This window comes from Pantoea sp. E2023-21 (assembly GCF_051302795.1).
Lineage (GTDB): Bacteria > Pseudomonadota > Gammaproteobacteria > Enterobacterales > Enterobacteriaceae > Pantoea > Pantoea ludwigii_A.
Genome location: NZ_CP195344.1, coordinates 2,265,342 through 2,290,406 on the forward strand (window position 1 = coordinate 2,265,342; position 25,065 = coordinate 2,290,406).

A 25,065-nucleotide genomic window follows, 5' to 3' on the forward strand; every position below is an offset into this window, starting at 1 on the left:
TGACATCAAAGATTCTTAGACTTTATTTTTACCCAATAAAAAAGCGGTGGTTTTCACCACCGCTTTTATTTATTACCAACGTATTCTGTTACTCGCGAAACAGTGCTTCGATGTTCAAACCTTGAGTCTGCAGAATCTCACGCAGACGACGCAGTCCTTCCACCTGGATCTGACGTACGCGTTCACGGGTCAACCCGATTTCACGGCCTACATCTTCCAGCGTTGCCGCTTCATAGCCTAACAGGCCGAAACGACGTGCTAACACTTCACGCTGCTTGGCATTCAATTCAAACAACCACTTAACGATGCTTTGTTTCATATCATCGTCTTGCGTGGTGTCTTCCGGACCGTTGTCTTTCTCATCGGCCAGGATATCCAGCAGCGCTTTTTCGGAATCACCACCCAAAGGTGTATCGACCGAGGTAATGCGCTCATTGAGACGCAGCATACGGCTCACGTCATCAACAGGCTTGTCTAGCTGCTCGGCAATCTCTTCAGCACTAGGCTCATGGTCAAGCTTGTGCGAAAGTTCACGCGCGGTACGCAGGTAAACATTCAACTCTTTAACGATGTGAATCGGCAGACGGATAGTACGGGTTTGATTCATGATCGCCCGTTCAATTGTCTGACGAATCCACCACGTGGCGTAAGTTGAGAAACGGAACCCACGTTCTGGGTCAAACTTCTCTACGGCGCGAATCAAGCCGAGATTACCCTCTTCAATCAGATCCAGCAGTGCCAGACCACGATTGCTATAACGACGGGCAATCTTTACTACCAAACGTAAGTTACTTTCAATCATGCGGCGGCGAGAAGGAATGTCACCCCGCAGTGCACGGCGCGCAAAGAAGACTTCTTCTTCTGCCGTCAGCAGTGGTGAATAACCAATCTCTCCGAGGTAAAGCTGCGTCGCATCCAAAACGCGTTGCGTCGCACCCTGTGACAACAGCTCTTCTTCCGCTACGTCGTTGTTATCACCAGGTTCGTTCTCAACGAGAGCCTTCTCATCAAAAACCTCAGCTCCGTTGTTTTCCTCGAATTCCGCATCTTCATGTAAATCGTTAACTTTCAGCGTATTCTGGTTCATTAGCGGCTCCTACCCGTGATCCAAGGGCAGAACCAAGGTTCTGCCGGATTATCGCTGCGGTAAATAACGCAACGGGTTTACGGATTTCCCCTTGTAACGAATTTCAAAGTGCAATCGTACTGAACTGGTACCGGTGCTACCCATGGTAGCGATTTTTTGCCCCGCCTTAACTTCCTGTTGTTCCCGGACCAGCATAGAGTCGTTGTGGGCGTAGGCGCTCAGGTAGTCATCATTGTGTTTGATGATGATTAAATTACCGTACCCACGGAGCGCGTTGCCTGCGTACACCACTCTTCCCGAAGCTGTGGCGACAACAGGTTGTCCACGCGAACCGGCGATATCGACACCTTTGTTTCCGCCTTCCGCAGCGGAGAAGTTATCGATGATCTTCCCATCAGTCGGCCAACGCCAGCTTCCCACTGGGGTTGTGCTATTTGTCGTGCTGCTGACTGTAGGCGGTGCGACAACCGGAGCTGTGGTCGTTGCCACATTATTTGCTCCTTTCGACGGCAGCAATTTGCTTCCCGACGAATTACCCGAATCATCAGAATACGTAATAACAGGTTGCTGTGCAACAGGGGTCGATTTAATTTGCGTCTGACTCGGTGTAACAGGTACGCCGCCCTGCGTGGCATCCGCTACGGTTATCGCGTTTCCACCGGTAATCGTTTGGCCGTTACCATTGCCAACCTGCAGCGTTTGCCCGGCATTCAAGCCGTACGGGGCGGCGATATTATTGCGCTGCGCCAAATCACGGAAATCGTTGCCGGTAATCCAGGCAATATAGAACAAGGTATCGCCACGTTTTACGGTATAAGTTTCGCCACCGTAGCTACCTTTCGGAATATTCCCATAGTTGCGATTGTACACAATACGGCCATTTTCGGTGGCCACATTATTATTATCACTAACCATTCCAGAGGAGGGCTGTGTAGATGGAGTGCTGCTGCTTAACATTCCGCCACGCGGCATCGCAGGCACAGCGCTGTTTTGCGCAGAGATCATGCCGCCGCTCGGGGCTGAAGCCATACCGCTATCGCCGTTATTACTACCAATCTGGCTAATGGGTGCCTGGGTATTGTCGCCAGAACTACAGCCCGCCAGCCAAAAACCTACCAAAGAAAGTGCCGCCAAACGGCGTAATTGAAATGCTGTGCTTCCCATGCTCACTGATCCCCCGTGATGGCAACCCTGAATATAAATGTGTAACGGCGTTAACCGCATTATCCACTGCGCGTAACGTTAAAAACGGTTTTTAGCATTGATAAACAAGGATAGTAACAATATCAACTGTGCCGTGCCATGTAACAGTTGTGAAGAATTGCGTAAGGACGGTTCAGGCCAGATCACCCTGAACCAACGGCACAAAGCGTACGGGCTCGATGATTTCTTCAATCAATTCACCCCCCTGACGACGCAAACGCTTCAACACCTGTTGATCCTCGCCAACCGGCAGCACCATTTTGCCGCCCTCGCCTAATTGCGCTATCAGCAAAGTCGGAATTTCAGGTGGTGCGGCGGTCACGATGATGGCATCAAACGGGCCGCGCGTCGCCCAGCCCTGCCAGCCATCGCCATGACGGGTTGATATATTGTGCAGATCGAGTTGCTTAAGGCGGCGTTTGGCTTGCCACTGCAAACCTTTGATACGTTCTACGGAGTAAACATGATTGACCAGATGCGCCAGAATGGCGGTCTGATAACCAGAACCCGTGCCGATTTCCAGCACGCGTGATTCGGGCGTGAGCTCCAACAAGGCGGTCATGCGCGCCACCATGTAGGGCTGTGAAATGGTCTGGCCCATGCCAATCGGCAGCGCGACGTTTTCCCATGCTTTGTGCTCGAAAGCCTCATCGATAAAACGCTCACGCGGCACATCGGCAATGGCTTTCAGCAGGTGTTCATCATGAATGCCCTGCGCGCGCAACTGATCCAATAGCGTTTCGATGCGGCGATTCACCATGCCAGCTTCACCTCAGCCTGGACCAGCCAGTCACTTAACACCTCTTGTGCCGCATGTGCTGTCAAATCGACATGCAGCGCGGTGAGAGAGACATAACCCGCATCAACGGCGGCGAAATCGGTATCTGGGCCTGCATCCAGTTTGAGGCCCGGCGGACCAATCCAGTAGAGCGGCTGCCCGCGTGGATCCTCGGTGCATATGACCTGATCAGCGGGATGACGGCTGCCGCAACGCGTAACGCGAAAACCTTTTATTTCCGCTAACGGCAAGTCAGGGACGTTGATATTGAGAATGCGGCCAGTGCGCAGCGGGGCACGTGATAGGGCACGCAGCAGCGTGCAGGTAACAGCGGCAGCGGTATCGTAATGCTGATGTCCATTGAGTGAAACGGCGAGCGCGGGCAGTCCAAGATGACGTCCTTCCATCGCCGCAGCGACCGTACCCGAGTAGATCACATCATCGCCAAGGTTTGGCCCGGCGTTGATACCGGACACCACGATGTCAGGGCGCGGTTGCATCAACTTATTGACGCCAAGGAACACGCAGTCGGTTGGCGTGCCCATTTGCACCGCGATGTCGCCATTTTCATGCGTAAAGGTACGCAGCGGCGTCTCCAGGGTTAGCGAGTTAGATGCGCCGCTACGATTACGATCGGGCGCGACCACCTGCACCTCGGCAAACTCACGTAAAGCACGCGCCAGCGTCTGAATACCCGGCGCATGGATTCCGTCATCGTTACTCAGCAATATCCGCATCGTTACCTTCTTGTTGGAGAAGCTCACGCACCACGCTGGTGGCAAAACTGCCGGCGGGCAGCCAGAACTGCATCTCCAGCGTTACCTCATCCCACCACTCCCAGCGCAGATCCTTTGGCACAACCAGCATCGCGCGCCGAGCGGCATCAACGCGCTCGCGCTCAAGCAGTGTAATCAATTCTTCTGCGCCTGCCAGGCTCTGCTGCTCAAAAAGCAGCGCGTCGCCTTGCGGTCCGGGTTCACCGCGACCGGGCAGCGGCGCAGTGATGCGCAGTTGATGACTATCGACGCGCTGCTGCACATCAGGCAACTCTTCAGCTTGTGCTACGAACCAACTGCCGCGTCCCGCCAGCTGCACCGCATCGCCCACCTGCACCACATCCAGTGCACTATCGCGCTGCAAACGGGCGCTGGTAACCTGATTAAACAGATAACTGCGGGTAGCCGACAACAACAAACCTTTCATATTGCGATCGCGCGGACGGAATGTCTCTTTCGCCCACTGTTTCGCCTGCGTCAGGTTGTTGCCGCCGCGACCAAAGCGCTGCTCACCAAAGTAGTTCGGCACGCCGCGCTGTTGAATCTGCTGCAAACGCGCGTCGACTTCGCTGCGATCGGAAATCTGACGCACGACTAAGCGGAACGCATTGCCCGCCAGCGCCCCGGTACGCAGTTTGCGCTTATGACGAATCACCTGCAGGATTTCAACGCCTTCTAGCTGAAATCCGGCCAGATTCGGCATGCCATTGCCCGGCACGCGGAAACAGAGCGTTTGCTCGGTGACCGCATGACGATCTTTCATGCCAGCATAGCTGAGATCGCGCACCGGCACTTTGAGAAATTTGGCGATGGCTTCGGCAACAAAGCGCGTGTTGCAGCCAATTTTGCGGATGCGCACCAACAGTTGCTCGCCCTCACCATCATAGGGATAGCCGAGATCTTCAATCACCACGAAATCTTCGGGATTGGCTTTGATCACGCCAGTGGCTGTGGGCACGCCATGCAGGTAATGCAGCTCACTCATGCCGCATCGACCTTCAGCAGCAGCGCCACCGCTTCACAGGCAATGCCTTCGCCACGACCGGTAAAGCCAAGCTTTTCGGTCGTTGTGGCTTTAACGTTGACCTCGTCCATATGACAGCCGAGATCTTCGGCAATATTGACGCGCATCTGCGGCACATGCGGCAACATTTTCGGCGCCTGCGCAATGATGGTCACATCAACATTCCCGATGCGATAGCCTTTCAACTGAATACGTCGCCAGGCTTCGCGCAGCAACCCGCGACTGTCGGCGCCTTTAAAGGCCGGGTCGGTATCCGGGAATAACTTGCCGATATCCCCCATCGCCACTGCACCAAGCAAGGCATCGGTCAATGCATGCAGCGCCACATCGCCATCTGAATGTGCGACGAAACCGTGTTCGAAGGGAATACGCACCCCACCAATCACTAACGGACCTTCGCCGCCAAAAGCGTGAACGTCAAAACCGTGACCGATACGCATCATGCGCTCTCCTGTAACTGAATCTGGGTAAGAAAGAAGGCCGCCAGTGCCAGATCTTCTGGCCGCGTCACCTTTATATTGTCGCTGCGCCCGCTCACCAACTCTGGATGATAACCGCAATATTCCAGCGCTGACGCTTCATCAGTAATGGTAGCGCCTTCGTGAAGTGCGCGGGTCAGGCAAGCGGTGAGCAGTTGATGAGGGAAAAATTGCGGCGTTAACGCATGCCATAAATCTTCGCGATCCACGGTATGCGCAATAGCGGTTTTGCCCGGTTCGGCGCGCTTCATGGTATCGCGCACCGGCGCGGCTAAAATCCCGCCAACCTTGCTGTATTCACGTACCGCCAGCAATCGCGCTAAATCATCGGGATGCAGGCAAGGACGTGCGGCGTCATGCACCAGCACCCATTCGCTGTGATGAATGGCGTTCAAGCCGGCCAGCACCGATTCGGCGCGCGTGTCGCCACCCGTCACTCTGAGAATGCGGGAGTCTTGCGCCAGCGGCAGGGAATCGAACCAGCCATCGTCATTGCTAACCGGCACGATCACCTGTTTTACTGCAGGATGTGCCAGCAGGCGTGCAACGCTGTGTTCAAGAAGGGTGAATTGACCAATGGTCAGATACTGTTTTGGGCAGGCAGCCTGCATACGGCTGCCCACACCTGCGGCGGGCACCACGGCAATCACATCCGCAAGGATCGGGCGCTTGTTCATGGCTTATCGTTGTTGATTTTGCGCAGCTTGTTGCGCGTTGCGTTTATTCTGGTCTGGCACCAGACGATAGAAGGTCTCACCGGGCTTAATCATGCCCAGTTCATTGCGTGCGCGTTCCTCGATCGCTTCCGAGCCGCCATTGAGATCGTCAATTTCGGCGAAAAGCTGATCGTTACGCGCTTTAAGCTTGGCGTTATTCGCCTGTTGTGACGCGACGTCTTCGTTGACGCGCGTATAATCATGTATACCGTTCTTACCCAGCCACAGGGAATATTGAAGCCATCCCAGCAGCACGAGTAGCAGTAACGTCAGTTTTCCCATCCCCGCCCCCTGAAAAACGGCCCAATCATCCCATAACTTGACGCTGGACTCCACTGCGGCGGCGAAAATGCCGCGCACGGGCGTTTGTCAGTACAAATAATGACAGAGAGCGGCGCGAGACGGCAGGTAAAGTTTTGTAACCAGCCGATGCGTTTGCACATCAGGTGGGCGTTACCAACCCGAGAGAAAGGAGAACAGTAGCCAGAACAAACATATCACCACCATCGCCGTCGCGATGCCGCTCCAGAACAAATGGGTACGGATCATCAGACTCAGGACAATGCCAATCAGCACCGAAACCGGCAACAGCGCGAGAAAAAACGGCCAAGTGTAGAGGAAGAAGAACAGCGTATTGGAGCCGTAAAGCATGAAGGGAATCGCCAGCGCGCACCAGTACGAGAGAAAGCCAAACACGCCGCCCGGCAATGATGAGCGAGGCTCATCCGGGGTGCGTTCATCTTTGCGGGCTAGCATTGGCGTTACGTTCTGCATAGAGATCCTGTTGACGCTAAGCGCGGCAAATCCAGGGGGATTTGCCGCTGTCGGTTCAGGATTTGATGATATCGCGGTGGCGCAGTAGGTCTAACAATTGGCCGGTCAGTTTTGTAACCAATTGTTCGCCATTAAGATGGATTTCAGGGGCTTCTGGCGCTTCATACACGCTGTCGATGCCGGTGAAATTACGCAGCTCACCGGCGCGGGCTTTTTTATACAAACCTTTGGGATCGCGCGCTTCGCACACCGCCAACGGCGTATCGACAAACACTTCGATAAACTGCCCCGATTTAAGCAGATCGCGCACCATTTGGCGTTCAACGCGATGCGGCGAGATAAAGGCAGTCAATACCACTAAACCGGCATCGACCATCAATTTCGCCACTTCGCCGACACGACGGATGTTCTCTTTACGATCGTCATCACTGAAGCCGAGGTCACGGCACAGGCCGTGACGCACGTTGTCGCCATCCAGCAGATAGGTATTCACACCCGCACGATGCAGCGCCTGCTCCAGCGCGCCGGCCACGGTGGATTTCCCCGAGCCGGAAAGCCCGGTGAACCACAGCACCACGCCTTGATGGCCGTGACGCTGTTCACGCTCCTCACGTGTTACCGGATGATCGTGCCACACCACGTTTTCATCGTGTTGCGCCATTACTTGCCACCCAGCAGATCGCGCGCGTTCCAGTGTGGGAAGTGGCGACGCACCAGCGCGTTCAGTTCCAGCTCGAAATCGCTGAACTGGCCTGCTTGCGCACGCACATCAGTAAGTGGCTGATTGATCATGCCAGCCCCCACCGTCACGTTGCTCAGGCGATCGATAAAGATCATGCCGCCGGTGACCGGATTCTGGCGATAAGCGTCCAGTACCATCGGCTCATCAAAGGTCAGCTCGACCAGGCCGATGCCGTTAAGCGGCAGGCTGTCCACCGTGCGCTTCTCCAGCGAGTTGATCTCCACCTGATGGATCACTTTTTCAACGCGCGCGCGGGTTTTCTTCCCGGCAATCTTCACTTCGTAACTTTGACCCGGCTGCAGCGGCTGTTCGGCCATCCACACCACATCAACGGTGGCGGATTGCACCGCCTGCAGATCGGCTTCAACATCCACCAGCAGATCGCCACGGCTAATGTCGATCTCATCATTTAGCACCAGCGTTATCGCTTCACCGGCGCCCGCTTCTGGTAAGTCACCATCAAAAGTGACGATGCGCGAGATGGTCGATTCCACGCCTGATGGCAGCACTTTCACACGCTGGCCGACTTTCACCACGCCCGAGGCCAGCGTACCGGCATAACCGCGGAAATCGAGGTTAGGACGGTTCACATACTGCACCGGGAAACGCATTGGCTGGTGATCCACCACGCGGTTCAGTTCAACGGTTTCCAGCACGTCGAGCAGCGTTGGACCGCTGTACCACGGCATAGTCACGCCTGGCGTCGCCACGTTATCGCCTTCCAGCGCTGACATCGGCACAAAGCGAATATCGAGATCGTCCGGCAGCTGCGCGGCGAAATCGAGGTAATCCTGTTTGATCTGTTCGAAGGTCTCTTGCTTGTACTCCACCAGATCCATCTTGTTGATGGCGACCACCAGATGTTTGATGCCCAGCAGCGTGGAGATAAAGCTGTGCCGACGCGTTTGATCCAGCACGCCTTTACGCGCATCAATCAGCAGGATGGCTAAATCGCAAGTGGACGCACCTGTCGCCATGTTGCGCGTGTACTGCTCGTGTCCCGGCGTATCGGCGATGATGAATTTGCGCTTCTCGGTGGAGAAGTAGCGATACGCTACATCGATGGTGATGCCCTGCTCGCGCTCGGCCTGCAAGCCATCTACCAGCAATGCCAGATCGAGCTTTTCGCCCTGCGTGCCGTGACGTTTGCTGTCATTGTGCAGCGATGAAAGCTGGTCTTCATAAATTTGACGCGTGTCGTGCAGCAAGCGACCAATCAGCGTACTTTTGCCGTCGTCGACGCTACCGCAGGTGAGGAAACGCAGCAGGCTTTTATGTTGTTGCGCGGTCAGCCAGGCTTCTACGCCGCCCTGATCGGCAATCTGTTGTGCAATAACGGTATTCATCTGCGTCTCCTTAGAAATAACCCTGACGTTTCTTCATTTCCATCGAACCGGCCTGGTCGCGGTCAATCACGCGTCCCTGGCGTTCACTGGTGGTGGAGACCAGCATCTCTTCAATAATTTCTGGCAGCGTCTGCGCTTCAGATTCCACTGCGCCGGTTAGCGGCCAGCAGCCGAGCGTACGGAAACGCACCATACGCTGTTTGATCACTTCACCTGGCTGCAGATCGATACGGTCGTCATCGATCATCATCAGCATGCCGTCACGCTCCAGCACCGGACGCGGTGCGGCGAGGTACAGCGGCACAATTTCGATATTTTCCAGGAAAATGTACTGCCAGATATCCAGCTCGGTCCAGTTCGAGAGCGGGAACACGCGGATGCTTTCACCTTTGTTAATCTGGCCGTTGTAGTTGTGCCACAGCTCAGGACGCTGGTTTTTCGGGTCCCAGCGGTGGAAGCGATCGCGGAATGAGTAGATACGCTCTTTCGCACGCGATTTCTCTTCGTCACGACGTGCGCCGCCAAAGGCCGCATCAAAGCCGTATTTGTTCAGCGCTTGCTTCAGGCCTTCGGTTTTCATGATGTCGGTATGTTTGGCGCTGCCGTGGACGAACGGGTTGATGCCCATCGCCACACCTTCCGGGTTACGATGCACCAGCAGCTCCGCGCCCATCGCTTTTACGGTGCGATCGCGGAACTCGTACATCTCACGGAATTTCCAGCCGGTATCAACGTGCAGCAGCGGAAACGGCAGCGTGCCCGGATAGAAGGCTTTGCGCGCCAGATGCAGCATTACCGAGGAGTCTTTACCGATGGAGTACATCATCACCGGATTGCTGAACTCGGCCGCCACCTCGCGGATGATATGGATACTCTCTGCCTCCAGCTGGCGCAGATGAGTAAGACGATTTTGGTCCATAATTTTTCCTCAAGCCAAATTGACAACGGCGGACTCGCGAGCCCCCTGCTGTGCCGAATGTTGGAACCAGGCCAATTGCCCGTGCAAATTTACTACTTCGCCAATCACTAACAGTGCTGGCGTGGGCGCGGCCGCAGCCAGCGCCTCCAGTTGATCTAATGTGCCGGTCAGCACCTGCTGATCCTGACGCGTGCCGCGGCCAATCACCGCCACCGGCGTGGAAGCCGCACGCCCATGCTCGATAAGCCCAGCAGCGATTTCCGCCGCTTTCACCGTGCCCATATAAATCGCTAACGTTTGACGCGCGCGCGCCAGCGACGGCCAATCGATGTCGTCGCCATCCGCGCGACAGTGACCGGTAATAAACAGCACGCTCTGGGCGTGATCGCGATGGGTGAGCGGAATGCCCGCATACGCCGTCGCGCCTGCCGCTGCGGTAATCCCCGGCACCACCTGGAATGGAATGCCTGCCGCCTGCGCCGCCTGCAACTCTTCGCCACCGCGACCAAAAATAAACGGATCGCCGCCTTTCAGACGCACCACGCGTTTACCTTGCTGCGCCAGCGTCACCAGCATCTGATTGGTCTCTTCCTGCGGCACCGAATGGGCACCGGCGCGTTTACCCACGCAGATCCGATCGGCATCGCGGCGCACCAGCTCTAATACTTCGTCGCTAACCAGATGGTCATACAGCACCACATCGGCCAGCTGCATCACCTGCAGGCCACGCAGCGTCAGCAAACCGCTGTCGCCCGGCCCGGCGCCCACCAGCGTGATTTCACCCTGATTGTCACTGTCGTTATCCAGCTCACGATCGAGCGTGCGGCGCGCCTCATTAATGTTGCCCGCCGCCATCTGGCTGGCGAACAGTCCATTAAAGGCGCGTTCCCAGAAACGACGACGCTCAGACATGCGGTGATAGCGTTGTTTCACCTTGTCGCGCCACTGTCCGGCCACTTCGGCCATCTGTCCGAGATTAACGGGCAGTAACGCTTCGATTTTTTCACGCAGCAGACGCGCTAACACCGGCGCAGTGCCGCTGGAGGAGATCGCCACCACCAGCGGCGAGCGGTCAACAATCGACGGGAAGATAAAGCTGCATTTCGGCTGATCGTCCACCACGTTCACCAGCTTGTGGCGCGCATTCGCCGCATCGAATACCTGTGCGTTGAGTACGTTGTCATCGGTGGCGGCAATCACCAGGAAAACGCCATCCAACTGCGCCGGATCGAAGCGGTGGGCAATCCATTCAATTGCCGCAATGTCCAGCAGCGCCTGCAGCTCATGGCCGAGTTCGCGCGCGGCGACCAATATGCGCGCACCGGCACGTCGCAGCAGTTCTATTTTGCGCGCAGCAATCTCGCCACCGCCGACAACTAACACCGGGCGGCTTTTGAGATCGGCAAAGAGAGGCAGATAATCCACGTTAACCTTGCTAGTTTTACAATAAGTTAACGCGACTATACGTCCCGCCCTTCCGACAGATGAAATTACGAATTGGAATGAGTAGTTACCGAATGGAATAACGACCCAGGATTGCTGATAACATTTTGTGCTTAACAAATGATATTGCTGGTGTTTCGGAGCAAATCAAATTGTGCCAGCGCCGTCACAGTTTCATACTAAGTCGGAATTTTTTTAGCATGACCGGATGTCAGAAAAGGACAAAAATTATGTTTGCCACTTTCCGCCGCACGGTGCTGGCTGCACTGCTCGCGGGCGGTTTGCCTTTCTTTGTTCAGGCTGCGAGCAACAGCGCGCCAGGACACTTTGCTGAACAGCAACTTCGCCACATTGCCACCTATTTCCCCGGCCGCATGAGCGGCAGTCCCGCCGAGTTGCTGACTGCCGATTATCTGCAGCAGCAGTTCAGCCAACTGGGATATCAAAGTAATACCCGCCAGTTCAAAACTCGCTATGACTGGCTAGAGAAAAAAGGTGAGATCCGAACACATAAAGTCACCGCTACCTCGGTGATTGCTGCGCGTGCGGGTGCGGTACCGCAGGAGATCCTGATTGTCACGCATCTGGATACCTGGACACCGCTCAGCCGCCACGAAGCCGATAACAATCTCGGCGGCCTGCGCTTGCAGGGCGTGGATGACAACGCCTCCGGGCTTGGTGTAATGCTGGAACTGGCGCAGGCGCTGAGCAAAACGCCGCTGCACTATGGCGTGCGCTTTGTGGCGCTAAGCGCCGGTGAAGCGGGTTTGCACGGCATGGATGACTACCTGGCGCGCATGAGCGCGCAGGAGAAGAAGAATACGCTGCTGGTGATCGATCTCAACAGCCTGATCGTCGGCGATCATCTCTACTTTAATAGCGGCATCAATACACCCTCGGCGGTGCGCAAGCAGACCAGTGCGCGCGCCGTACAACTGGCGCACCGTTACGGTATCTCAGCGGCGAGTCACGCGATGACCGCCCGCGATTATCCCGGCGTAAATCCGTTTGATAAAGCCGGCATGCCCTTAATGGATGTCACCGCTGCCAATTGGGCGCTGGGCAACAAAGATGGACAGCAGCAACGCGCGCATTCCCGCCATTTCCCGGACGGCAATGTACGCCACCAAACCGAACGCGATAACCTGAATTATCTTGACCGCTGGCTGCCTGGCCGTATAACCCAACGCACGCATGACAGCGTGAAGATCTTACTGCCGCTGTTAACCGAGCTCGCTAATCCGACAACCTGAGGATTCACTATGTACGTGGTATATCTGAACTATTTTCGTCCGGTAGAAGAAGTGGAAGCGTTGCTGGCGCCGCATATCGAGTGGCTGGATCGCTATTTCGCCAATGGCGTGTTTATTGCGGCGGGACGTAAAGATCCGCGTACCGGCGGCATGATCATGGTGAAAGATATCGATCGCGCGCGGCTGGATACCCTCCTGGCGGAAGATCCGTTTGTCGCGGTAGCGCATTATGAGGTGACGAAGGTGAATGTGACGCGTGCGGCGGAGGAGTTTGCGGGGTTGCAAGAGGGGTGAATAAAAAGGAGCGCATGAATGCGCTCCCTACGTTGTAGGGTCGGCATTTATGCCGACCTGCTAATCAACCTTCATGCAATCCGCACTCACGCTTCAGGCCGAAGAAACGCGTCTCTTCTTCTGCCATGCCCGGCTCCCACTTTTTGGTGGTGTGCGTATCGCCCACTGACAGATAACCTTCATCCCACAGCGGATGGTATTTCAATCCGTGCTGCTTCAGATACTGATGCACCTGACGGTTATCCCAATCAATAATCGGCAGAATCTTGAACACGCCGCGCTGTACCGCCAGCACCGGCAAACTGGCACGACTGCCAGATTGATCGCGGCGCAAGCCAGCAAACCAGGTTTGCGCCTCCAACGTTTCCAGCGCGCGATTCATCGGTTCCACTTTGTTGATCTGGTTATACTGCTCAATCCCTTCGACGCCCTGCTCCCACAGTTTGCCGTAACGCGCTTCCTGCCATGCCGCTGACGTCTCAGCACGGAAGATCTGCAGGTTAAGATTGAGCTTGTCGGTCAGCTCATCAATAAAGCGATAGGTTTCCGGGAACAGATAACCGGTATCGGTGAGGATCACCGGAATGTCCGGCTTCTGCTGCGTCACCATATGCAGCAGAACCGCCGCCTGAATACCAAAACTGGATGACAGCACAAACGCGCCTGGCAAATGTTCCAACGCCCAGCTTACGCGCTCTTCAGCCGAGCGCTTCTCCAGCTGCACGTTGCTTTCGGCCAACGCCATGATGCGGTCAACTTTTGATGAACCATTCAGTGCTGCGAGATCGAGTACCGTCATACTGCCTCCGAGTCCCAAAAATCACGGGCGGGATCAACCACGGCTTTGATAATGCCTGCGCGAATCACGAAGTCACCGAAGCCCTCATCGGCCTGACGCTCGGTTGCCCAGCGCCCTACCAGCTCATCGATGCTGGCGAGGATTTCGCCTTCGTTGATGTTTTCGCGATACATGCGCGGAATGCGTGTGCCTTCACGGTTGCCGCCAATATGTAAGTTGTAACGGCCCGGCGCTTTCCCCACCAGACCCAACTCCGCCAGCAAAGCACGTCCGCAACCGTTCGGGCAACCGGTAACGCGTAGCACAATGTGCTCTTGGCCAACGCCATGCTGATGCATGATCGCTTCCACTTTGGTGACGAACGACGGCAGGAAGCGCTCGGCTTCGGCCATCGCCAGCGGGCAGGTCGGGAACGCCACGCATGCCATTGAGTTCTCACGCTGCGCCGTCACCGCTTCCATCAAACCGTGTTCACGGGCGATGGCTTCAATCTGCGCCTTTTGCTCCTCAGATACGCCCGCCACAATCAGGTTCTGGTTAGCGGTGAGACGAAAATCGCCCTGATGGATTTTGGCGATTTCGGCAATACCGCGCTTCAGCGGACGACCTGGATAATCGAGCAAGCGACCGTTCTCAATAAACAGCGTCAGGTGCCATTTTTTATCGATGCCCTTCACCCAGCCAATGCGGTCGCCGCGTGTGGTGAACGCATACGGACGAATCGGTTCGAAAGTCAGGCCAGCACGTTTTTCCACTTCCGCTTTGAAGGTGTCAACGCCGACGCGTTCCAGCGTGTACTTAGTCTTGGCATTTTTACGATCGGTACGGTTGCCCCAATCGCGCTGCGTGGTGACAACCGCAGCCGCCACGTCGAGAATCTTCTCGACCGGCAGGAAGCCGAACTCACTCGCGGTGCGCGCATAGGTGGCTTTGTTACCGTGATCGATCGACAATCCGCCGCCGACCAGCAGGTTAAAGCCAATCAGCTTGCCGTTCTCAGCAATAGCGATAAAGTTCAAATCATTAGCGTGCAGATCGACATCGTTATGCGGCGGCACTACAACCGTGGTTTTGAATTTACGCGGCAGATAGGTTTCACCGAGAATCGGCTCTTTATCGGTGGTCGCGACCTTCTCTTTGTCCCACCAGATTTCAGCGTAAGCACGGGTTTGCGGCAGCAGATGCTCTGAGAGCTTTTTCGCCCACTCGTACGCTTCCTGATGCAGCTCTGATTCCACCGGGTTCGAGGTGCATAACACGTTACGGTTCACGTCGTTGGCGGTTGCCAGTGCGTCCAGTCCAACTTCGTGCAGCATCTGGTGCGTCGGCTTGACGTTCTTCTTCAAAATGCCGTGAAACTGGAAGGTCTGACGGTTGGTCAAACGGATGCTGCCGTAAATGGTTTTATCGGTGGCGAATTTATCAATCGCCAGCCACTGCGTTGGCGTGATGATGCCGCCCGGCAGACGGCAACGCAGCATCATGGCGTGACGCGGTTCCAGTTTCTGCGCCGCGCGCTCGGCACGGATATCACGGTCATCCTGCTGGTACATGCCGTGAAAACGGATCAGCAGGAAGTTATCGCCGGTGAAGCCACCGGTCAGGCCATCGTCGAGATCGTCGAGGATGGTGCCGCGCAGGTAGTTACTCTGTTTTTTCAGACGCTCAGCGTCGACCAGCTTGCCTTCAACGACCAGCGGTCCAGGATGTTTTTCGCTCATTAGTAAACGTCTCGCTGATAACGGCGCTCAATGCGCAGCTCACTTAAAAATTCGTCAGCCGTTTCACGATCCATAGCGCCGTGTTCGACCACCACATCCAGTAATGCCTGCTCAACGTCTTTCGCCATGCGATTAGCGTCGCCGCAGACGTAAAGGTGCGCGCCTTCCTGTAACCAGCTCCACACCTCCGCCCCTTTGGCGCGGATTTTATCTTGTACGTAAATTTTCTCAGCCTGATCGCGCGACCATGCCAGATCAATATTAGTCAGCAGGCCATCTTTGACATACTTCTGCCACTCCACCTGATAAAGGAAATCATCGGTGAAGTGCGGGTTGCCAAAGAACAGCCAGTTTTTGCCGCCTGCGCCATCGTTATCGCGCTGCTGCATAAAGGCGCGGAACGGTGCGATGCCGGTGCCCGGACCAATCATGATCACTGGCGTTTCCGGATTAGCCGGTAAGCGGAAGTTGTCGTTGTGCTCGATGAACACGCGGATTTCGCCCTCTTCCTCGATGCGATCCGCTAACCACGTTGAGGCTCCGCCGCCACGCTGGCGACCGTCGATTTCAAAGCGCACCGCACCCACAGTGATGTGCACTTCGGTTTCGTTCTCCGCCTGCGATGAGGCGATGGAGTAAAGGCGCGGCGTCAGCGGACGCAGCAGGCCGGCTAATTGTTCAGCATTCAGTTCAGTCGGTGCCTGACGAACCATATCGACAATCGGGAAGCTCTGCGCATAGCTCTGCAGCTTCGGCTTGTCACCGGCCAGCGCCAACAGCGCGTCATTGCGGGACAGCGCCGCGTACTGCTCGACGATTTGTGGCGTGTTAACCGTCAGTTCGAAATGCGTTTTCAGCGCTTCAGCCAGCGGCAGCGTTTTGCCCTGCACCACAACTTGCTCGTCACCTTTCAGCCATACCAGCTGCAGCAGTTCCTGCACCAGTTCGGCATCGTTTTCAAACCACACGCCCAGCGCATCGCCCGGCTGATAGCGCAGGCCAGAATCGCCAAGGTCGATCTCAATGTGACGAACATCTTTATCCGAATCGCGTCCGGTGATCTTCTGATTAGCCGCAAAGCTGGCGACCAGCGGCTCTTCTTTGCTGTATGGGCTGCTGTCGATCAGATTGACGCTGCCCGCCGCAGTGACGGCGGCCTGTGCGGGCGATTCGCTCGGCACACGCGCTTTCAAAATTTCAGTGATCTGCTGACGCCACGCGTTCGCCTGATCTTTGTATTCCACATCGGCATCGACGCGATCCAGCAGACGTTCTGCACCCAGCTCCGCCAGACGCTCATCGAAGTCTTTACCGGCTTTGCTGAAAAACTCATAAGAGGTGTCGCCAAGGCCGAACACTGCAAACGCCGTGCCCTCAAACTTCGGCGCTTTCTTTGACAGCAAGAACTTGTGCAGCGCCACCGCTTCTTCCGGTGGCTCGCCTTCGCCTTGCGTGGAGGTCACCACCACCAGCAGTTTTTCCTGGCCGATCTGCTTGAATTTGTAATCACCAGCGTTAACCAGATTGACGTTCAGCTTCGCCGCCAGCAGGTCATCACGCAGCTGCTCGGCCAGGCGGCGCGCGTTACCGGTTTGCGAGGCGGAGATCAGTGTGATGGTCGGGGTTTCAGCCTGAACAGGCGCTGGCGCGGCAACCGCACCCGGCGTTTGATTGACCATGCCCCAGAAATAGCCGGAGAGCCAGGCCATCTGAGTGGTGTTGAAATCCGTGGTCGCCGCCTGTAAGCGCGCGAGTTGCTCCGGTGATAACGGAAGCAGTGAACCTGGTGCCTGAGTCGTCATTGCGTTAAAAATTCCAGTGTCAGAAGTCCGGATCAATATGCTGCGAAAGAATGCGTAGGTTACCGGGCTGTATATTAACGATTAAATACGCCTTCGACATATTAAATAACCAAAATGACTAAGTGGTTTTTCGGGTAAAGTTAACCAGCAAAAGTGGTAAATGAAGACGATATGATTCAATGAGTTAATTAGTCGTTTAGATGTTGAAAAGCCGCAAAATGCCCTTTTCACTGCCAGCGGGTGCGAAAAATCTGCAATTCAGGTAGACTTCAGCGGTTTTTAAGTCTGAGAGCCATTATGTCTACCACGTTATTTAAAGAGTTCCAGTTTGAATCTGCTCATCGCTTACCGCATGTGCCAGAAGGCCACAAGTGTGGCCGTTTGCACGGCCATTCATTCCTGGTGCGATTAGAAATCACCGGTGAAGTGGATGCGCATACCGGTTGGGTGATGGATTTTGCCGAACTGAAGGCGGCGTTTAACCCCCTCTACGAACGCCTCGATCATCACTATCTGAATGACATTCCAGGTCTGGAAAATCCCACCAGTGAAGTGCTGGCAAAGTGGATTTGGGATCAGATGAAGCCGATTCTGCCAGAGTTGAGCGCGGTGATGATAAAAGAGACCTGTACCGCTGGCTGCGTGTATCGCGGTTGAGGTCAGTAAAGCAGTAACCGTTGAGTGAGGTCGCCTGAATGGCGACCCTACAACTCAGGCGATATTCAGATATTTGTGCGTCTGCATGGAAAGCCGCCAGTTGCGGGCGATGCAGGTCTCGATACAGAGTTTAGTGGCCGCATCGCCACGGCTGATCGGTTGCAGCGCGACAATGCGCTTTTTATCGTCGTGCAATCCTGCCAGCAACGCATCTAACGCTTCAACATCGCGCTCACGCGCCACCGGATGTTTGATTTCATCTGCACGTTGCAATGCCTGCGGCAATACGTCGTAACCGCCGCGCATATTTACCTTTGGTGAAACTGTCACCCAGGTTGCATCAGAACACTGCACGTCGTGCGTGCCGCTGGTTTCGATCTGGCACGCAAAGCCTGCCGCTTCTAAGGCTTCCGTCAGTGGACGCAGATCAAAAATCGCCGGTTCACCGCCGGTAATCACTACGTGACGTGCGGTCCAGCCCTGGCGCTGAATAGTGTCGATCAGCATCGCGGCATCGGCGTTGCCCCAGGCATCGCTTTCGACGGTTTTCACCAGAATATCGCCCAGCGAGGTCTCCCGATCTGCACGCGTTTCCCAGGTATGTTTGGTATCACACCAGCTACAGCCCACCGGACATCCTTGTAAGCGGATGAACAGCGCCGGAACACCGGTATAAAAACCTTCGCCCTGCAGCGTCTGGAACATTTCGTTAATCGGGTAGAACATTTTTTACTCACGTCTAAAAATTTGAGGCGCAGATTATGGCAGATCTTTTGCGCCGAGTAACAGCTGCTTCGTGCCAAATAAAAGCAAAAGCCCCGCACAAGGCGGGGCTTAATTCAGACGATGCTGCCCGCAGGCAGCATACTCAGACGATTACGCCTGGCCTTTAACTTCTTTCAGACCGTTGAACGGTGCTTTGCTGCCCAGCGCTTCTTCGATACGAATCAGCTGGTTGTACTTAGCAACACGGTCAGAACGGCTCATAGAACCGGTTTTGATCTGGCCAGCCGCAGTACCTACCGCCAGGTCAGCGATGGTTGCGTCTTCGGTTTCACCTGAACGGTGTGAAATCACCGCGGTGTAACCAGCATCTTTCGCCATCTTGATTGCAGCCAGAGTTTCGGTCAGTGAACCGATCTGGTTGAATTTGATCAGGATGGAGTTAGCAATGCCTTTATCGATACCTTCTTTCAGGATTTTGGTGTTGGTTACGAACAGATCGTCACCCACCAGCTGGATTTTATCGCCCAGCACTTTGGTCTGGTATGCGAAACCAGCCCAGTCAGATTCGTCCAGACCATCTTCGATAGAAACGATTGGGTACTGTTTGGTCAGGTCTTCCAGGAAGTGAGTGAACTCTTCTGAAGTGAAGGCTTTGTTGCCTTCGCCAGCCAGCACATATTTGCCGTCTTTGTAGAATTCAGATGCTGCGCAGTCCATCGCCAGGGTGATGTCTTTGCCCAGCTCGTAGCCTGCAGCTTTTACCGCTTCAGCGATAACAGCCAGCGCTTCGGCGTTAGAACCCAGGTTTGGCGCGTAGCCACCTTCGTCACCCACTGCGGTGCTCATGCCTTTAGACTTCAGCACTTTCGCCAGGTGATGGAAGACTTCAGAACCCATGCGAATCGCTTCTTTCAGGGTTGGCGCGCCAACGGGCTGAATCATGAATTCCTGGATGTCGACGTTGTTGTCGGCGTGCTCACCACCGTTGATGATGTTCATCATTGGCAGCGGCATAGAGTATTTGCCCGGGGTGCCGTTCAGTTCAGCGATGTGTGCGTACAGCGGCAGGCCTTTAGAGGCAGCAGCGGCTTTAGCAGCAGCCAGTGAAACCGCCAGAATGGCGTTAGCACCGAAGTTAGATTTGTTCTCAGTACCGTCCAGCTCGATCATGATCTTATCGATGTTCGCCTGGTCTTTGGCATCCTTACCGGTTACCGCGTTAGCGATAGGACCGTTAACAGCCGCAACCGCTTTGGTTACGCCTTTGCCCAGGAAACGAGATTTGTCACCGTCACGCAGTTCCAGTGCTTCGCGAGAACCGGTAGATGCACCTGATGGCGCAGCAGCCAGACCAACGAAACCGCCTTCCAGATGCACTTCTGCTTCTACAGTTGGGTTGCCACGGGAGTCGATGATTTCGCGACCGATGACTTTTACGATTTTGGACATTCGATTTTCCTCAGTACAAGTTAGTCAATCCTAAGACAAGCAACGCGCGAAAAGTTCGCGCGTTGCTCGTGAAACTTACTTCGCTAAACGCTTCTGGTGCTCCTGCGCGGCTTTCACAAAGCCAGCGAACAGCGGATGACCATCGCGTGGGGTCGACGTGAATTCCGGGTGGAACTGACAGGCAACAAACCACGGATGATTCGGGATCTCAATGATCTCAACAAGCTGATCGTCGCCAGAACGACCTGCAATATGCAGACCCGCCGCTTCAATCGGCTTCAGCAACATATTGTTTACTTCGTAACGATGACGGTGGCGTTCGGTAATGATTTCAGAACCGTACAACTGACGCACTTTGCTTTCCGGCGTCAACTGGCACTGCTGGCTGCCCAGACGCATGGTGCCGCCCAAATCGCTCTGCTCAGTACGTTGTTCAACGTTGCCCTCTTCGTCACGCCATTCGGTGATAAGCGCAACCACCGGATACTTACAGTCTGGCACAAATTCAGTAGAGTTCGCGCCTTCCATACCGGCAACGTTGCGGGCAAATTCCATCAGCGCAACCTGCATGCCCAGGCAAATACCCAGGTAAGGCACGTTGTTCTCACGGGCGTATTGCGCCGTCATCATCTTGCCTTCCACACCGCGGTAGCCGAAGCCGCCAGGGATCAGAATAGCATCGAGATCTTTCAGTAATTCGACACCACGCGTTTCAACATCCTGTGAGTCGATCAGCTTGATATTCACGGTGACGCGATTTTTCAGGCCGCCGTGTTTCAACGCTTCAATCACTGATTTGTACGCATCCGGCAGCTCGACATATTTGCCGACCATACCGATGGTAACTTCGCCGCCCGGATTGGCTTCTTCGTAAATAACCTGTTCCCATTCGGCCAGGTTCGCTTCCGGTGCGTTCAGATTGAAACGCTTGCAGATGTAATCATCCAGACCCTGCGATTTCAGCATGCCTGGAATTTTGTAGATGGAATCCACATCTTTCAGGGAAATAACCGCTTTTTCCGGCACGTTACAGAACAGCGCAATTTTGGCGCGTTCGTTAGCCGGCACAGCGCGGTCAGAACGGCAAATCAGCACGTCTGGCTGAATGCCAATCGACAATAGCTCTTTCACTGAATGCTGGGTTGGCTTGGTTTTCACTTCGCCTGCGGCCGCCATATACGGCACCAGCGTCAGGTGCATATACATGGTGTGTTCACGACCGACATCGACCGCCATCTGGCGAATCGCTTCGAGGAACGGCAGCGATTCGATATCACCCACGGTTCCGCCAATCTCAACCAGAACGACGTCATGGCCTTCGCCGCCTTCAATGATGCGTTCTTTGATGGCATTGGTGATGTGCGGGATAACCTGAATCGTGGCGCCCAGATAGTCACCGCGACGCTCTTTGCGCAGCACTTCTGAGTAAATACGACCGGTCGTAAAGTTGTTACGGCGCGACATTTTAGTGCGGATGAAGCGCTCGTAGTGACCTAAATCCAGATCGGTTTCGGCCCCATCATCGGTGACATACACTTCACCATGTTGCGTTGGGCTCATGGTACCCGGATCGACGTTGATGTACGGATCGAGTTTCATGATGGTCACATTAAGACCACGTGCTTCAAGGATGGCTGCGAGGGAGGCTGCGGCAATGCCTTTGCCCAGAGAGGAAACGACCCCGCCGGTCACAAAAATATAATTCGTTGTCATGCTGAACCTGAGAGTTTAGGTTTAAAGACGGTGGAATAACCAAGACGGGAAAATAGTATACTTGAAGTCGTCTTAAGCCACAATTGATGAATCACACCATCGTCCTCCACAGGTAAGCCGGTAACATAGCGGATAGCATGGTGTGAAATGTTGATGTACGTCACAAAGTCGCTGCAAGGCTGAATCGAGTAAGCTCAAGCGGCGAATTTATGCGCAGCGCTGGAATAATCGCCAGATTCGCTTACTGCTTGTTCTCATTCACTTTCACCTGCTGCCAGGCTGTTTCCATTTGATCCAACGTGGCATCGCTCATCGCCAACCCCTGTGAGGCAATGATGGCTTCAACCTCGCGGAAGCGGCGCTCAAATTTATCGTTAGCTTTCTGCAAAGCGACTTCAGCTTTGCTGCCTAAATGACGCGACAAATTGACGGTGGCAAACAGCAAATCACCGATTTCCTCTTCCAGCTTGTCATTATCCACCACCGCTTGTTGCGCTTCGTGCATCACTTCATCGATCTCTTCATGCACTTTATCCAGCACCGGGCCGAGATTATTCCAGTCAAATCCCACCGTGCTGCAACGCTTCTGAATTTTGTGCGCACGCATTAATGCCGGCAGCGCTTTGGGGATGTCATCCAGCGCGGAATGCTGCGATTTTTCCGCGCGCTCGCTGTGCTTAATCGCTTCCCAGTTTTTCAGCACGTCTTCGCTGGTTTCGGCCTGAACATCGCCAAAAATGTGCGGATGACGGCGCTCAAGTTTGTCGCTGATGGCGTTACAGATGTCGTCGAAGTTAAAGCGCTGCTGCTCATCCGCCATCTGCGCATAGAACACCACCTGAAACAGCAGATCGCCGAGTTCACCACGCAGATCGGCAAAATCTTCACGCTGAATGGCATCGATCACTTCGTAGGTTTCTTCCAGCGTGTAGGGCGCGATCGAGGTAAAGGTTTGCTGACGATCCCACGGGCAGCCGCGCTCCGGGTCGCGCAAGGTTTGCATGATGGTGAGCAGGCGGTTTAAGGGCGTCATGAGAGGATCCTTTGGGGCTGGTATGTAAAAAGGTCGCCATGAATGGCGACCCTACGGCGTAATTTGTAGGGTCGCCATTCATGGCGACCTGGAAATCAGTGCAAACGGCGCGCGTCGATAATATCCGGCACCTGATTGAGACGCGCCAGAACGCGTCCGAGTACTTGCTGGTTATAGATCTCAATATCCATATCAATCGTCGCCAGCTGTTTTTTGGTATCGCTGCGGCTGGAGACGCCAAGTACATTGACCTTCTCGTTAGCCAGAATAGTGGTGATATCGCGCAGCAGGCCGCTACGATCGTTGGCAGTGACGCGCACCACCAGCGAGTAACCGCTGGAGTAATCCTCGCCCCACACGGCATCCACGATACGTTCCGGCGCGTGCGAAATCAGCTCAGTTAACTGGTCACAGTCGGCGCGGTGAATAGAGATGCCGCGTCCCTGGGTAATAAAGCCAACAATATCGTCGCCGGGAATCGGCTGGCAGCAGCGTGCGATGTGGTGCAGCAGATTGCCCACCCCTTCCACCACCACGCGACCGCTCTCTTTGCGTGAAGACGGCGCATGCGACTTCTGCGTCAGTTGGCGCAACGCCTCGCGATCTTCCTCTTCAGCGCTCGGCTTGTTGAGCCTGGCCTGCAGGAAATTCACCATCTGATTGAGGCGAATATCGCCGCCGCCAATCATCGCCAGCAGCTCATCCTGTGAACTGACGTTATAGCGCGGCAGCAACAGTTTTTCCGCCTCGCGCATGCTGATATCCATCTGGTTCAGTTCGCTTTCCAGAATCTGGCGACCAGCAATAATATTTTTGTCACGATCCTGCTTGCGGAACCAGGCGTGAATCTTCGAGCGACCGCGGCTGGTGGTGATGTAGCCTAGGTTCGGATTCAGCCAGTCGCGGCTGGGGTTCGGCTGTTTCTGGGTGATCACTTCAATCTGATCGCCCATCTGCAGCTGATAGGTAAACGGCACGATGCGCCCGCTGATTTTGGCGCCAATGCAGCGGTGACCGATATCGCTGTGAATGTGGTAGGCGAAGTCGAGCGGCGTTGAGCCCGCCGGCAGATCGACCACATCACCTTTCGGGGTAAATACATAGACGCGGTCGTCAAATACCTGACTGCGCACCTCCTCCAGCATCTCGCCAGAATCAGCCATCTCTTCCTGCCAGGTGATCAGCTTACGCAGCCAGGCGATGCGCCCTTCATGTCCTGCTGCGCCGCGCGCATTGCTGGACGTTGGGCCTTCTTTGTACTTCCAGTGTGCCGCCACGCCCAATTCAGCATCTTCGTGCATCTGACGCGTACGAATCTGAATCTCCACCGTTTTGCCCTGCGGCCCCAGCACCACGGTATGAATCGATTGATAACCGTTGGGCTTCGGATTAGCGACGTAGTCGTCAAACTCGCTCGGCAGATGGCGAAACAGCGTATGCACCGTACCGAGCGCGCCGTAGCAATCCTGCAGACGCTCAGCCACGATACGCACCGCGCGCACGTCAAACAGCTCGTCGAACGCTAACGATTTCTTCTGCATCTTGCGCCAGATGCTGTAGATATGTTTTGGGCGGCCATAAACTTCGGCACGCACACCTTCTTTCTTCATTTCTGCGCGCAGATTTTCCACGAAGCTTTCGATATAGCCTTCGCGATCGATACGGCGTTCATGCAGCAGCTTAGCAATGCGTTTGTATTCGTCGGGATGCAGATAGCGGAAGCAGTAATCTTCCAGCTCCCATTTGAGTTGGCCGATACCCAGGCGGTTGGCCAGCGGCGCGTAAATATTGGTGCTCTCTTTGGCGGCGAGCACGCGCTCATCTTCAGGCGCATCTTTCATTTCGCGCAGATGGGCGATACGTTCCGCCAGCTTGATGACCACGCAGCGGAAATCTTCCACCATCGCCAGCAGCATGCGGCGCACGTTATCCACCTGCTCGGAGGCCATCGAATCGTTGTGAATGGCTTTCAGCTGGCGAATGGCATCCATGTCGCGCACGCCGTGCACCAACATCACAATCTCTTTGCCAAACGCTTTCTCAAGATCCTCTTCGCTCACCACATCGGCATTGGCAAGGGGGAACAGCAGTGCGGCGCGCAGACTGTCGATATCCATGCTGAGCATGGTAAGAATTTCCACCATCTCAATGCCACGCCACAGCAGCAGAGCTTGATCAGGATGGTTGTGCGTTTCGGCTTCACAGTAGCGCCATGCATCCGCCAGTCGCTGACAGGATTGCGGATTATTGATACTTAAACTGGCGATCCACTGGTCGAGGGCAAATTCGCCCGCCGTATTTAAATGCGCACTTCTAACCGCAACCATATCC

General features: G+C 55.0%; 24 protein-coding genes. 3 read left to right on the plus strand and 21 right to left on the minus strand.

The features are described from left to right. Positions 1 to 88 precede the first annotated feature (88 nt). From rpoS to cysG, 13 genes are all read right to left on the minus strand, one after another. Positions 89 to 1,087: an RNA polymerase sigma factor RpoS gene (gene rpoS / locus ACRQ84_RS10695; protein ID WP_007893257.1), complete on the minus strand. Its 999-nt coding sequence runs from the start codon at positions 1,085 to 1,087 to the stop codon at positions 89 to 91. Between the two features lie 48 nt (positions 1,088 to 1,135). Further along, entirely contained in the window at positions 1,136 to 2,257 is a 1,122-nt protein-coding gene (gene nlpD / locus ACRQ84_RS10700) for a murein hydrolase activator NlpD (RefSeq protein WP_196762307.1), read from the minus strand. 166 nt (positions 2,258 to 2,423) lie between these two features. After that, positions 2,424 to 3,050: a protein-L-isoaspartate(D-aspartate) O-methyltransferase gene (locus ACRQ84_RS10705; protein ID WP_064738009.1), complete on the minus strand. Its 627-nt coding sequence runs from the start codon at positions 3,048 to 3,050 to the stop codon at positions 2,424 to 2,426. Then, on the minus strand, positions 3,044 to 3,805 hold the full coding sequence (gene surE, locus ACRQ84_RS10710) for a 5'/3'-nucleotidase SurE (RefSeq protein ID WP_483816020.1): 762 nt from the start codon (positions 3,803 to 3,805) through the stop codon (positions 3,044 to 3,046). Before surE ends, ACRQ84_RS10705 begins: the two co-directional genes overlap by 7 nt. After that, on the minus strand, positions 3,786 to 4,829 hold the full coding sequence (gene truD / locus ACRQ84_RS10715) for a tRNA pseudouridine(13) synthase TruD (protein ID WP_483816021.1): 1,044 nt from the start codon (positions 4,827 to 4,829) through the stop codon (positions 3,786 to 3,788). Before truD ends, surE begins: the two co-directional genes overlap by 20 nt. Next, positions 4,826 to 5,308 (minus strand): 2-C-methyl-D-erythritol 2,4-cyclodiphosphate synthase, encoded by a 483-nt coding sequence (gene ispF / locus ACRQ84_RS10720; protein WP_064738119.1) that lies wholly within the window; start codon positions 5,306 to 5,308, stop codon positions 4,826 to 4,828. The genes truD and ispF overlap by 4 nt, the downstream gene beginning before the upstream one ends. Beyond that, a complete protein-coding gene (gene ispD / locus ACRQ84_RS10725; protein WP_483816022.1) occupies positions 5,308 to 6,024 on the minus strand; it encodes a 2-C-methyl-D-erythritol 4-phosphate cytidylyltransferase in 717 nt (238 codons plus the stop codon). Before ispD ends, ispF begins: the two co-directional genes overlap by 1 nt. Before the next feature lie 3 nt (positions 6,025 to 6,027). After that, positions 6,028 to 6,345, minus strand: coding sequence for a cell division protein FtsB (gene ftsB / locus ACRQ84_RS10730; RefSeq protein WP_007893240.1), 318 nt, complete (start codon positions 6,343 to 6,345; stop codon positions 6,028 to 6,030). A gap of 171 nt (positions 6,346 to 6,516) precedes the next feature. Continuing rightward, positions 6,517 to 6,837 (minus strand): DUF3561 family protein, encoded by a 321-nt coding sequence (locus tag ACRQ84_RS10735; protein WP_008104547.1) that lies wholly within the window; start codon positions 6,835 to 6,837, stop codon positions 6,517 to 6,519. A 55-nt stretch (positions 6,838 to 6,892) separates the two neighbouring features. Further along, positions 6,893 to 7,498 carry an adenylyl-sulfate kinase gene (gene cysC / locus ACRQ84_RS10740; protein WP_064738013.1) on the minus strand — a complete coding sequence of 202 codons (606 nt, stop codon included), beginning with the start codon at positions 7,496 to 7,498 and terminating at the stop codon, positions 6,893 to 6,895. Then, positions 7,498 to 8,925 carry a sulfate adenylyltransferase subunit CysN gene (gene cysN, locus ACRQ84_RS10745; RefSeq protein WP_483816023.1) on the minus strand — a complete coding sequence of 476 codons (1,428 nt, stop codon included), beginning with the start codon at positions 8,923 to 8,925 and terminating at the stop codon, positions 7,498 to 7,500. The genes cysC and cysN overlap by 1 nt, the downstream gene beginning before the upstream one ends. Positions 8,926 to 8,935: 10 nt before the next feature. Next, the gene (gene cysD / locus ACRQ84_RS10750; RefSeq protein WP_007893231.1) at positions 8,936 to 9,844 is read right to left on the minus strand and encodes a sulfate adenylyltransferase subunit CysD; all 909 of its coding nucleotides are present in this window, start codon (positions 9,842 to 9,844) and stop codon (positions 8,936 to 8,938) included. A gap of 9 nt (positions 9,845 to 9,853) precedes the next feature. Then, positions 9,854 to 11,269 (minus strand): siroheme synthase CysG, encoded by a 1,416-nt coding sequence (gene cysG / locus ACRQ84_RS10755; RefSeq protein WP_483816024.1) that lies wholly within the window; start codon positions 11,267 to 11,269, stop codon positions 9,854 to 9,856. A 248-nt stretch (positions 11,270 to 11,517) separates the two neighbouring features. On the opposite strand from cysG, the gene ACRQ84_RS10760 reads away from it, so the two are divergent. Then, complete coding sequence (locus ACRQ84_RS10760) at positions 11,518 to 12,540, plus strand: aminopeptidase (protein WP_064738016.1); 1,023 nt, start codon at positions 11,518 to 11,520, stop codon at positions 12,538 to 12,540. Positions 12,541 to 12,549: 9 nt separating this feature from the next. Next, positions 12,550 to 12,834, plus strand: coding sequence for a YciI family protein (locus ACRQ84_RS10765; RefSeq protein ID WP_483816025.1), 285 nt, complete (start codon positions 12,550 to 12,552; stop codon positions 12,832 to 12,834). Between the two features lie 64 nt (positions 12,835 to 12,898). Here ACRQ84_RS10765 and ACRQ84_RS10770 read toward each other — a convergent pair whose 3' ends face one another. From ACRQ84_RS10770 to cysJ, 3 genes are read right to left on the minus strand one after another with little or no spacing between them, the layout of a single operon-like run. After that, positions 12,899 to 13,633, minus strand: coding sequence for a phosphoadenylyl-sulfate reductase (locus ACRQ84_RS10770; RefSeq protein ID WP_483816026.1), 735 nt, complete (start codon positions 13,631 to 13,633; stop codon positions 12,899 to 12,901). After that, positions 13,630 to 15,354, minus strand: coding sequence for an assimilatory sulfite reductase (NADPH) hemoprotein subunit (gene cysI, locus ACRQ84_RS10775; RefSeq protein WP_483816027.1), 1,725 nt, complete (start codon positions 15,352 to 15,354; stop codon positions 13,630 to 13,632). Before cysI ends, ACRQ84_RS10770 begins: the two co-directional genes overlap by 4 nt. Then, a complete protein-coding gene (gene cysJ / locus ACRQ84_RS10780; protein WP_483816028.1) occupies positions 15,354 to 17,156 on the minus strand; it encodes an NADPH-dependent assimilatory sulfite reductase flavoprotein subunit in 1,803 nt (600 codons plus the stop codon). The genes cysI and cysJ overlap by 1 nt, the downstream gene beginning before the upstream one ends. Before the next feature lie 297 nt (positions 17,157 to 17,453). Between cysJ and queD the strand changes: the two genes are divergently transcribed. Beyond that, positions 17,454 to 17,813 carry a 6-carboxytetrahydropterin synthase QueD gene (queD, locus tag ACRQ84_RS10785; RefSeq protein ID WP_064738021.1) on the plus strand — a complete coding sequence of 120 codons (360 nt, stop codon included), beginning with the start codon at positions 17,454 to 17,456 and terminating at the stop codon, positions 17,811 to 17,813. Between the two features lie 54 nt (positions 17,814 to 17,867). Here queD and queE read toward each other — a convergent pair whose 3' ends face one another. From queE to relA, 5 genes are all read right to left on the minus strand, one after another. Beyond that, entirely contained in the window at positions 17,868 to 18,539 is a 672-nt protein-coding gene (gene queE, locus ACRQ84_RS10790) for a 7-carboxy-7-deazaguanine synthase QueE (protein ID WP_483816029.1), read from the minus strand. A gap of 150 nt (positions 18,540 to 18,689) precedes the next feature. Beyond that, entirely contained in the window at positions 18,690 to 19,988 is a 1,299-nt protein-coding gene (gene eno / locus ACRQ84_RS10795) for a phosphopyruvate hydratase (protein ID WP_064738023.1), read from the minus strand. 75 nt (positions 19,989 to 20,063) lie between these two features. Beyond that, positions 20,064 to 21,701: a glutamine hydrolyzing CTP synthase gene (gene pyrG / locus ACRQ84_RS10800; protein WP_064738024.1), complete on the minus strand. Its 1,638-nt coding sequence runs from the start codon at positions 21,699 to 21,701 to the stop codon at positions 20,064 to 20,066. 241 nt (positions 21,702 to 21,942) lie between these two features. After that, positions 21,943 to 22,734, minus strand: coding sequence for a nucleoside triphosphate pyrophosphohydrolase (mazG, locus tag ACRQ84_RS10805; RefSeq protein WP_483816030.1), 792 nt, complete (start codon positions 22,732 to 22,734; stop codon positions 21,943 to 21,945). A gap of 95 nt (positions 22,735 to 22,829) precedes the next feature. Then, the gene (gene relA / locus ACRQ84_RS10810; RefSeq protein WP_483816031.1) at positions 22,830 to 25,061 is read right to left on the minus strand and encodes a GTP diphosphokinase; all 2,232 of its coding nucleotides are present in this window, start codon (positions 25,059 to 25,061) and stop codon (positions 22,830 to 22,832) included. Positions 25,062 to 25,065 lie beyond the last annotated feature (4 nt).

What these genes read in the sequence shown, in the direction of transcription:
- ACRQ84_RS10770 (WP_483816026.1), bottom strand. Translation starts at nt 13,633, where the DNA reads ATGACGGTACTCGATCTCGCAGCACTGAATGGTTCATCAAAAGTTGAC.
- mazG (WP_483816030.1), bottom strand. Translation starts at nt 22,734, where the DNA reads ATGACGCCCTTAAACCGCCTGCTCACCATCATGCAAACCTTGCGCGAC.
- ftsB (WP_007893240.1), bottom strand. Translation starts at nt 6,345, where the DNA reads ATGGGAAAACTGACGTTACTGCTACTCGTGCTGCTGGGATGGCTTCAA.
- ispD (WP_483816022.1), bottom strand. Translation starts at nt 6,024, where the DNA reads ATGAACAAGCGCCCGATCCTTGCGGATGTGATTGCCGTGGTGCCCGCC.
- eno (WP_064738023.1), bottom strand. Translation starts at nt 19,988, where the DNA reads ATGTCCAAAATCGTAAAAGTCATCGGTCGCGAAATCATCGACTCCCGT.
- rpoS (WP_007893257.1), bottom strand. Translation starts at nt 1,087, where the DNA reads ATGAACCAGAATACGCTGAAAGTTAACGATTTACATGAAGATGCGGAA.
- truD (WP_483816021.1), bottom strand. Translation starts at nt 4,829, where the DNA reads ATGAGTGAGCTGCATTACCTGCATGGCGTGCCCACAGCCACTGGCGTG.
- queE (WP_483816029.1), bottom strand. Translation starts at nt 18,539, where the DNA reads ATGTTCTACCCGATTAACGAAATGTTCCAGACGCTGCAGGGCGAAGGT.
- pyrG (WP_064738024.1), bottom strand. Translation starts at nt 21,701, where the DNA reads ATGACAACGAATTATATTTTTGTGACCGGCGGGGTCGTTTCCTCTCTG.
- ACRQ84_RS10735 (WP_008104547.1), bottom strand. Translation starts at nt 6,837, where the DNA reads ATGCAGAACGTAACGCCAATGCTAGCCCGCAAAGATGAACGCACCCCG.
- cysN (WP_483816023.1), bottom strand. Translation starts at nt 8,925, where the DNA reads ATGAATACCGTTATTGCACAACAGATTGCCGATCAGGGCGGCGTAGAA.
- ispF (WP_064738119.1), bottom strand. Translation starts at nt 5,308, where the DNA reads ATGCGTATCGGTCACGGTTTTGACGTTCACGCTTTTGGCGGCGAAGGT.
- cysI (WP_483816027.1), bottom strand. Translation starts at nt 15,354, where the DNA reads ATGAGCGAAAAACATCCTGGACCGCTGGTCGTTGAAGGCAAGCTGGTC.
- relA (WP_483816031.1), bottom strand. Translation starts at nt 25,061, where the DNA reads ATGGTTGCGGTTAGAAGTGCGCATTTAAATACGGCGGGCGAATTTGCC.
- ACRQ84_RS10765 (WP_483816025.1), top strand. Translation starts at nt 12,550, where the DNA reads ATGTACGTGGTATATCTGAACTATTTTCGTCCGGTAGAAGAAGTGGAA.
- queD (WP_064738021.1), top strand. Translation starts at nt 17,454, where the DNA reads ATGTCTACCACGTTATTTAAAGAGTTCCAGTTTGAATCTGCTCATCGC.
- cysC (WP_064738013.1), bottom strand. Translation starts at nt 7,498, where the DNA reads ATGGCGCAACACGATGAAAACGTGGTGTGGCACGATCATCCGGTAACA.
- cysJ (WP_483816028.1), bottom strand. Translation starts at nt 17,156, where the DNA reads ATGACGACTCAGGCACCAGGTTCACTGCTTCCGTTATCACCGGAGCAA.
- cysD (WP_007893231.1), bottom strand. Translation starts at nt 9,844, where the DNA reads ATGGACCAAAATCGTCTTACTCATCTGCGCCAGCTGGAGGCAGAGAGT.
- surE (WP_483816020.1), bottom strand. Translation starts at nt 3,805, where the DNA reads ATGCGGATATTGCTGAGTAACGATGACGGAATCCATGCGCCGGGTATT.
- ACRQ84_RS10760 (WP_064738016.1), top strand. Translation starts at nt 11,518, where the DNA reads ATGTTTGCCACTTTCCGCCGCACGGTGCTGGCTGCACTGCTCGCGGGC.
- ACRQ84_RS10705 (WP_064738009.1), bottom strand. Translation starts at nt 3,050, where the DNA reads ATGGTGAATCGCCGCATCGAAACGCTATTGGATCAGTTGCGCGCGCAG.